Annotated in this window: 5 protein-coding genes; 2 read left to right on the forward strand and 3 right to left on the reverse strand. The window is 71.6% G+C overall.

All coding sequences use genetic code 11. The features are described from left to right. A partial coding sequence (locus tag E0D90_RS26785) for a hypothetical protein (protein ID WP_157996923.1) occupies positions 1-251 on the forward strand: 251 nt, incomplete at its 5' end. A 75-nt stretch (positions 252-326) separates the two neighbouring features. Here E0D90_RS26785 and E0D90_RS22925 read toward each other — a convergent pair. Together E0D90_RS22925 and E0D90_RS22930 are read right to left on the reverse strand one after the other, a co-directional pair. Next, on the reverse strand, positions 327-1,253 hold the full coding sequence (locus tag E0D90_RS22925) for a hypothetical protein (RefSeq protein ID WP_130799908.1): 927 nt from the start codon (positions 1,251-1,253) through the stop codon (positions 327-329). Then, positions 1,250-1,891, reverse strand: a complete 642-nt coding sequence (locus tag E0D90_RS22930) for a ParA family partition ATPase (protein ID WP_130799909.1) — start codon at positions 1,889-1,891, stop codon at positions 1,250-1,252. Before E0D90_RS22930 ends, E0D90_RS22925 begins: the two co-directional genes overlap by 4 nt. A 647-nt stretch (positions 1,892-2,538) precedes the next feature. Between E0D90_RS22930 and E0D90_RS22935 the strand changes: the two genes are divergently transcribed. Then, on the forward strand, positions 2,539-2,736 hold the full coding sequence (locus tag E0D90_RS22935) for a hypothetical protein (protein WP_130799910.1): 198 nt from the start codon (positions 2,539-2,541) through the stop codon (positions 2,734-2,736). A gap of 186 nt (positions 2,737-2,922) precedes the next feature. Here E0D90_RS22935 and E0D90_RS22940 read toward each other — a convergent pair whose 3' ends face one another. Then, positions 2,923-5,316, reverse strand: coding sequence for a DEAD/DEAH box helicase (locus E0D90_RS22940; RefSeq protein ID WP_130799911.1), 2,394 nt, complete (start codon positions 5,314-5,316; stop codon positions 2,923-2,925). Positions 5,317-5,921 lie beyond the last annotated feature (605 nt).

Consider the following 5,921-nt stretch of genomic DNA (forward strand, 5'->3'; position numbering starts at 1 on the left):
GCCCCGCCCGCATCCCCGCCGCTGCCACCGCCGCCGCACTCGCCGTCGCCGGAGTGCTGCTGCTCCTGGTCGTACGGCCGACCGGTGAGTTCACCCCGGCCCGGATGACCGTGCCGCCCGCCAGCCGTCTCGCCCGGCTCTGCCCGCTCCTCACCGCCAAGATGGCGAGGGTCCAGCGCGCGGTCGACGTCCTCCTGGTCGCCGCCGTCCTCGGTCTGATCACCGCCGCCGTCGCCCTCGCCACCGCCTGACCACACTCCTGCACGACCAAGGGCCCCGGCCCGCGCCTAATGGGGGCGCGGGCCGGGGCCCTTTTTGCGTTCTGGCTACGCGTCCGGGAAGTTCCCCGTGGCGCGCTCCATGTGGCCGTGGAGCCGCTCAGCGAGCTGCTGCGCCCGCCGCGGATTGACCGCTGCCGCCCTCTGGTAGGCACGCGACAACCCCCTGGTGTCGGAAGCGAAGCGCCTGGCCACCGCCACGTACTCCCGGAGCGCCTGAACCGGGTCACCGGCCGCCGCATCGGCGGCCCGCTCCGCCTCCCCGGCTGCGAGGGCGCGCACCCGACCCAAGAGCACGCCCTGGTCCAGGTCCTCGTCCTCACGGCGGGGGAGCTGCTGCACCACGCCGGTGATGAGGCGTTGGCTCACCGTGTCCCGGCCCGTCACTTCAGCCACTGCGCGGTACGCGTCGGCGGCCAGTTCCGGGCCGTAGTCCTCCCGGATCGGACCCAGCGCCTCGGCTGCTCGCTGGCTGATACGGAGTCCCGCACCGGCCGAGTCCCGCATGCGGGACAGATCGTTCGATTCGTGTTCGATTGAAGCGGGGGAGGCCAGCAGCGCGGCCACCTCCGCCCCCGCGATCTGCCGGTACGCATTGCTCGTCGACATGCCCGCCACGCCACCGATGAAGGCGGCGGCCGTCTCGTAATCCGCCCGCCACAGCCGACCCCGCAGCGCAATGTCCAGGGCACGAGCCGCCACCCACCACGCCTGCTGGTACTGCGCGAAGCTGCGCTGACACAGCTCCCACCGCTCTCGCTCGTCCTCGGTGAGCGGCCCCACCGCATCCGGCGCGTCCACCACCTCGGGCAGATCGTCGGGCCGGATCATCGGCTGAGGCCGCCCCTGCGCCACCACCTGCTCGGGCGCGCTCTCCTCCCGCCGAGCAGGCACCCCGTTGCCGCCGGCCTCACCGGCCCGCCGGGCCTTCCGCTGCCGCCGTAGTTCCGCAGGGTCCAGCGTCGCGCCACTCATTTGCTGATCAGCCCCCGCTCTTCCATCTCGGTCACCAGCGCGTCGAAGTGGCTCCCGGCCGCACGAATCGGCGTCCCCTCACCCGTGGAGGAATACTGCTGGATCGCGGGGATCTCCGTCCTGAAGACGTTCCACCCGTCATCCACCAAGCTCTTCCGGATACCTCGCGGCGCGGTGACGCTGGACGGCTGCACCCGGCACAGCAGCACCCACGTCTCCGGCGCGCGACCGTCCGACCGCTTGGGGATCACCTGGTTGATGAAGAAGTCCATGGGCAGCTCGTCCATGCGCTCCACATCGCTGTTGGTGGCCGCGCACGCGACGATCGCCAGATCTGCCACTCGGAGCACGCTCCAGCCGATACCCGCGTGGTTCTCCAAGTGGCCGCAGTCCACCCCGCCGACGTGCCCGGCCGGGAGCAGCGCCGGCGCCTCCGCGTGGAAGCGGCTCGACGCAGCCTTGTGCACCTCGAATGGGTAGCTGCCGTCCGGCCGCGCCTCCCACCACCGGTAGAGCTGCTCGGACTCGTCGGCGTCGAAGCCGGTGACCTGGTAGCCACGCTCGTGGAGCGCGTGCAGCAGCCACGCCATGATGGTCGTCTTCCCCGTTGACCGGGGGCTGATCGCGGCAATGAACATGCGGCCACGATACCGGCGCGACTGGCGCGGTTTCCGCGTTGCTCCTCTGTGAGGTGGCCTTTCTGTCACGGGTGTTCGCCCGTCGAACTCCGAGCCCGACGAAGACCCCCGACGGGGCGGCTCTGGAGGTCCGAGCGGGCCGCGGCGCGAAGCGTGCCCGGCGCGGATGTACACGGGCTGTACTGGCCGCTGTCCTCACTGCTGTACGTGCCCTGTACTCCCCGGGGCGCCCGGCCGACGTGTCGTAGCCGTGTTGTCGGCCGTGTCGTAGCCGTGTTGTGGCCGCGCGCGGCACCCCTGCCCCGACCTGCACCGATTGCCGTTCCCGGGCGCTGACGATGCCGCTGTTGGCCCGGGTGTTGGCCCGGGTGTTGGCCAGCTGTTGGCAAGAGGCGCGCCGGTTGCCGGTCGTGAGCTGCACGGACGGGTGCTTCGGGCGCTGACAGTGGTGGTGTTCGGTGGTGTGGCGGTGCGGGCTGCGGTGGTGTCGGGGCCGGTGGTGTGGGGCGGCCCCGTGTTCGTCGCCGTCTCGGGTCGTTACGCCTGGAGTGACGACACGACGCCGCCATAAAGCCCAGGGTGCTCGGGCGCGCAGGATCCTCGGTAGTGCCCAGATCAGCGGTCGGTGGCGGAGCGCCGATCCGGCTGTGCTCATCTGGCACGCTGAGGCCGCCGCGATCTCGACCGCATCGTCCTCGCTGCGGTGGCTCCTGCCACCATCGGAGTTGACGGACCCAGCTGCCCGCGCGGCATGGCTCGCGGCGATGACCGCCGCCGCTGACCATCTCCTCGCCGTGGCCGATGACCACGCCGTCGGCCGGGACCACGAGGAGAGCGACTGGTAGGGAGCGGGCCGCTCCTCCGTGCCACAGAAGCCGCCGCCCAGCCCGCCCCCACCCCCGCACTGTCAGCGCCCGAAACCGGCCATCAGCGCAGGTCGGGGCCGGGATGCCGCTCGCAGTCACAGCAGGGTTGCGACACACTCCACAGCAGCCCCGCGACAGACTCCCGGGGCGTCACCCCGCCCCCGGTCACACCCCCAGCTCGTCCAGGACCGCGCGCTGCTCGTCGGTGAGGCCGGCCTTCCGGGAGCGGGCGTTGCTGCGCCAGATCCCGAGCTTGACGGCGTGCTCCTGGCCGGCGATGACGACGTGTTCGACGTGGGCCCGGGAGGGTGGGGTGTCGCCTTCCCTCTCTCGCCAGGCCCGCATCGCCGCGACGCCCTTGTCGAACGCCGTCAGGCGCCGCTGTGCGGGGACGGGGGCGCCTGCGGGCGCTGCGGGGGCGGGGCGGACGCCAAGGTCTTCCAGGCGCTCCCTCTGCCCTTCCTGGAGCCTGTCCCAGGTCTTCGGCTGGGTTTGCTGGGCGGCCCACTTTCTGACGTCCAGCCCGTAGACCGTGACCCCGGGCGGGACGGCGGCCGCGGCGCCTTCCGGCTCGTCCCCGACGAGTTCGCGGAGCGCGGCGTAGTGCCGCTGCCACGTCGGCGACCACGGCGCGTTCCAGTCGGGGTCGATCGCGGCGAGGGCCGCCGCCCGTTCCGGGAACCGAGTGAGCGCTTCGGGGCGGCGGGTGTTGGCGAGGAACTGCCCGACGGGTCGGCCGAGTGCGACCGCGCCGCGTGGTGCGGCGAGGGTGGCGTGCTCTTCGTAGTAGGCGCGGGCCGCGGCGAGGTTCGCCTGCCAGGCGGCGTCGGGGACGTCCCAGATCATCCCGAGGCGTTCCAGGTCTTCCGCCCGCCGCGCTTTCATCTCCCCGGCGCTGAACGCCCGGCGCTGCTCGGAGACCCACCGGCCGAGCGGGAACCGGCCGGTCCCCTCGATGTGGCCGTAGGGGACCTGGGCGTGCCCCTCGCGGCTGACGAAGGCCCGCAGCGCGGTGTGGCCGCGCTGCCAGTCGTCGCGTTCGACGTCCATGACCTCGAACCGGACGAGGTCGGCGATGAACCCGGGGTCGCGGCGGGTCGAGATCCGCAGCAGGAACCGCTCATCCTCCCCATCCTCATCCTCGGGGGCCTGGCCGAGGGGGAACGACGGATCAACCAGGCGCTTCCGCTCTTCCTGAGGAATGGCGAGCATTTCCACAGCCTCAGCATCATGAGCACGCAGCCCCCGCAAAACCCGGGTCAGGGGCCGGTAATCTCTCGAATTCGGCGGCTCTCCGGGCTGAAGGAATACCGGCACGACAAGCGACGCCATCTTCCCCTGATTCGGCTTCTGACGCAGCGCCCGGCCGATGGCCTGGACGATGTCGTGCGGGGCGCCCTTGGGATCGAGGAGGGCGACCGAGTCGACGCTGGGCGCGTCGACACCCTCGTTCAGAACCTTCGCGTTGGACAGCACCGCGGGGAGCGCGGTGGCGCCGAGCTGCCGCAGTACTTCCTGCCGGCGCCCGGAGTCGTGGTCGCCACACAGCCAGTCCGCCCACACCTTCGCCGGATATCGGCCGGGGTCGTGGGTGTGCAGCCGGCGGACGACGCGGGGGAGGCCGGCCACGAACGCGTTCGCCTCCCTGGTGCGGTGGTGGAAGGTAATGGTGGAGGAGAGGTCGTGTTCGGTCATGGTGCGGATGAGCCCGGCCTGCAGCGCGGCCATCCGCTGCCCCCGCACCTCCTCGGTCAGCCGGTCCTCCCCGTACAGCTTCGTCCGGGTCAGTGCCGGGTCGGTGATCTCCATGACGATGATCCGGTACCGCGCGAGGAGACCCCGTGTGATGGCCGACGCCAGGGACAGCTTCCAGAGCACCGGCCCGAAGATCGCGGTGTCCGCCATCGAGGCGGCCTGCTCCTCCGGCAGCGGATCCCGCCGCCCCTCCACCACCTTCCGGTTCGGGCGTTCCTCCCAGATTCTCGGAGTGGCCGTCATGTACAGCCTGCGAGCGGCCGGGACGAGGCCCTGGGCGTGGACGTCCGCCCACGCCTTCCCCATCGACCCCGACGTCCTGTGCGCCTCGTCCACCACCAACAGGTCCACCGGTGCCAGACGCTGCCCGTATGAGCCCGCGAACGCCTCCACCAGCACCGGCAGCGAGGCGTACGTGGCGTAGACCGTCACCGGCCCCTGCCCGTGCCACAGAGCGAGCTGCACCGGGTTCGTGGTGGCGCGGATGTTCATCGTCCACAGCGCCGTGTCATCCTCAAGGCGGGCCACCGCGACCGACGGGCCGGTGTGCCCCAGGGCCTGCCATTCGCGCGCTGTCTGCGTCAGCAGATCCAGCGTCGGGACCATCACGATGGTCCGGCCCCTCGGCACCAGGCGCCGGGCAGCAGCAGCCGCCATCGTGGTCTTCCCCGTCCCGCACGCCGAATGCACCTGACCGCGAATACCCGCCGCCGGAACACCACCCGGCGGAATATCCAAACCGCGCACAATAGCGTCCACGGCCTCAATCTGATGCGGCCGAAGCGGCCGAACCGCGCGCACCATAATGCCTCTTTCCGAGAAGAGAGTTCCGGTGATGCGGCCAGGAGGTAGCAAGGCCGCAGCACAGAGCATACACAGGCCTACAGCTTGATGCATCGCCATGATGCACACTGGCCGAAAGGTGACGTGCCATCACCCAGCGCCTCTGGAGGACTCGTTCCGGCCGGTTCCTCGGGGCGCCCCAGGGAAGCCCCCGAGGGTCCATCAGGCCCCGCTGGACGGGCAGAGTGCAGCGGAGCCCGGGGCCCCTGTCTCTCGCCTCCTGGTCCTCGCCCATCACCCCGGCCGGCCTCCGCCGGTTCCCGGGGGTGGTGGGCCGGAATCCCAGACCCCACACAGGTCAGCGCCATGATGCACCGCCACCCTCCCCGTAGCCAGCCGCTGTTGGTGGCCGCTTTTGGGGGGTTGGAGCGAAGCGGAAACCCCCCGGCTGTTGGGCCGGTAAGCGAAGCGTCCGGCCCCACCCGGGGGGAGCGCAGCGAGCCCCGGGAGCCCGGCGCAGCCGGGCCGAGGCGCGGAGCGCAGCGCAGCGCCGCCCCCGAGCGCAGCGAGGGGGTTCCCTGCAGGCGCGCGCAGCGCGCATGATCCCGCGGAGCGGGATCATGCGC

Source organism: Streptomyces otsuchiensis (assembly GCF_004305975.1).
In the GTDB taxonomy this organism is placed as follows: domain Bacteria; phylum Actinomycetota; class Actinomycetes; order Streptomycetales; family Streptomycetaceae; genus Streptomyces; species Streptomyces otsuchiensis.